This is a genomic window from Streptomyces sp. NPDC001933, from assembly GCF_042890955.1.
Lineage (GTDB): Bacteria > Actinomycetota > Actinomycetes > Streptomycetales > Streptomycetaceae > Streptomyces.
On sequence record NZ_JBIASS010000112.1, the window covers coordinates 1 to 1,943 of the forward strand.

Annotated in this window: 1 protein-coding gene; it reads left to right on the forward strand. The window is 62.3% G+C overall.

Annotated features, from left to right (window positions below; all coding sequences use genetic code 11):
• Positions 1-594 precede the first annotated feature (594 nt).
• Positions 595-1,857: a group II intron reverse transcriptase/maturase gene (gene ltrA / locus ACFYY7_RS45615; protein ID WP_388672365.1), complete on the forward strand. Its 1,263-nt coding sequence runs from the start codon at positions 595-597 to the stop codon at positions 1,855-1,857.
• The last annotated feature ends 86 nt before the right edge of the window (positions 1,858-1,943 follow it).

Below are 1,943 nucleotides of genomic sequence, written 5' to 3' on the forward strand. Positions count from 1 at the left end.
ATCTTGTTCCAGTGTGTCCTGAATGCAGAGGGGAATTCGATGTAGGAAGAATTTCTTGAAGCAGTGCTGCGTGACCGATGAAGGATTGGCCCTTCGAAGTCGCCCTGCGGGGGGAGGCTTCAAACCGCCTCATGCTGCGTTAGCCGAAGACTGTCGTGGTGAGCGATGAGGAAAAGGCGCCAATAGGCGTCAGGTGGGGATCAGGGAGACGAACGCAAGTGAATCGTTGCTGACGTGTCGAAAAGATTCCGACGACATCAAAACCGGGAAGCTTGGAACCGTCCCGGGATAAGCCTGGCGGGAGCCCGCCGACTGGCCAGGCGGTGTCCGGCATGGAGACGACGTGAACCTGATCTGCCGCGGTCATGTGGAACAGGAGAAGGCGCGTACCGATACAGCCCGTCCTGGTAGGGGCGGGCGAGAGGGAGCACCCCGAGCGGTTGTGCCGTGAAGGGGCTGAGTACCGATGCGGAACGCGCCGGCGGACCGGCTCGTAGTAGTGAAGAAACCCCTGTAACGGGGGTGGAGCGAAGGGGCCGGGTCGTTCGTGACTGTGTTGATCGCATCAACCGGGCGGTGTCCGGGAGGAGTTCGGTGGACCAGTTGAAGTCGCAGACCAAGCCGTTTGAGATCTCAAAGTGGGAAGTCAAAGAAGCATGGGAGGAAGTGAGGGCTAACAAGGGGGCACCGGGAGTGGACGGACAGAGCATCGCCGACTTCGAGAAGGACCTGAAGAACAACCTTTACAAGGTCTGGAACCGGATGTCGTCGGGCTCCTACTTTCCTCCACCGGTGCGTGCAGTGGCCATTCCCAAGCCACATGGCGGCGGCGAGAGAATTCTTGGGATTCCTGCCGTCGCTGATCGTGTGGCTCAGACGGTCGTGGCCCGGCATTTGGTGCGGCGGGTGGATCCTATTTTCCATCCGGACAGCTTCGGATACCGGCCCGGACGGTCCGCCTTGGACGCCGTGGAGAAGTGCCGGGAACGCAGCTGGAAACGGGACTGGGTAGTCGAGTTCGACATCTCCCAGTTCTTCGACAGCGTGTCCTGGGACCTCCTGGTCAAGGCGGTGGAAGCACACACCGACGCCGTTTGGGTGAAGTTGTATGTGCGGCGGTGGCTTGCTGCCCCGCTCAAGATGCCCGACGGCACCCTGCTGGAACGGGAGTGTGGGACGCCGCAAGGAGCCCCGGTTTCTCCCGTTCTGGCGAACCTGTTCCTGCACTACGCGTTCGACGTCTGGATGGCCCGGGAGTTCCCGGCCGTCACCTTCGAACGCTATGCAGACGATGCAGTCGTGCACTGCGTCACCGAGCGCCAGGCCCGCCAGGTACTGACCGCGCTCTCGGACAGGATGGCCGAGGTCGGGCTGCGTCTGCACCCGGCCAAGACCCGGATCGTGTACTGCCAGGACGGATTGCGGCGAGGCTCGTACGAGCACACGTCGTTCACGTTCCTGGGCTTCACGTTCCAACAGCGCCAAATGCGGGACAAGAACGGCCGTATCAGATGGTCGTTCCGCCCCGCGGTCAGCAGGGACGCCCTCAAACGACTCGGCGAGGAAGTCCGCTCCTGGCGGCTCCACCGGCGAGTCAACCTCACCGTGGAAGAACTCGCGCAGCGGATCAATCCGATCGTCGCGGGCTGGATGCAGTACTACGGCCGGTTCTACCGATCGGCCTTGTATCCACTTCTGATGCGCATCAACGCCTACCTGGTGCGCTGGCTCCGCAACAAGTACAGGCGGTTTCGCGCGATGAGGAAGGCCATCGCCGCCTTCCAGCGGGCAGCCAAGCGCCGCCCGGGAATGTTCGCGCAGTGGAGGTGGACCAGTTCCCCCTCCTTGGCCTGGTGATCAGGACGACAAGAGCCGTATGACGAGAGATCGTCACGTACGGATCTGTGGGAGCCGGAGGGTGCGAATCCCTCCGGCTACCCGAC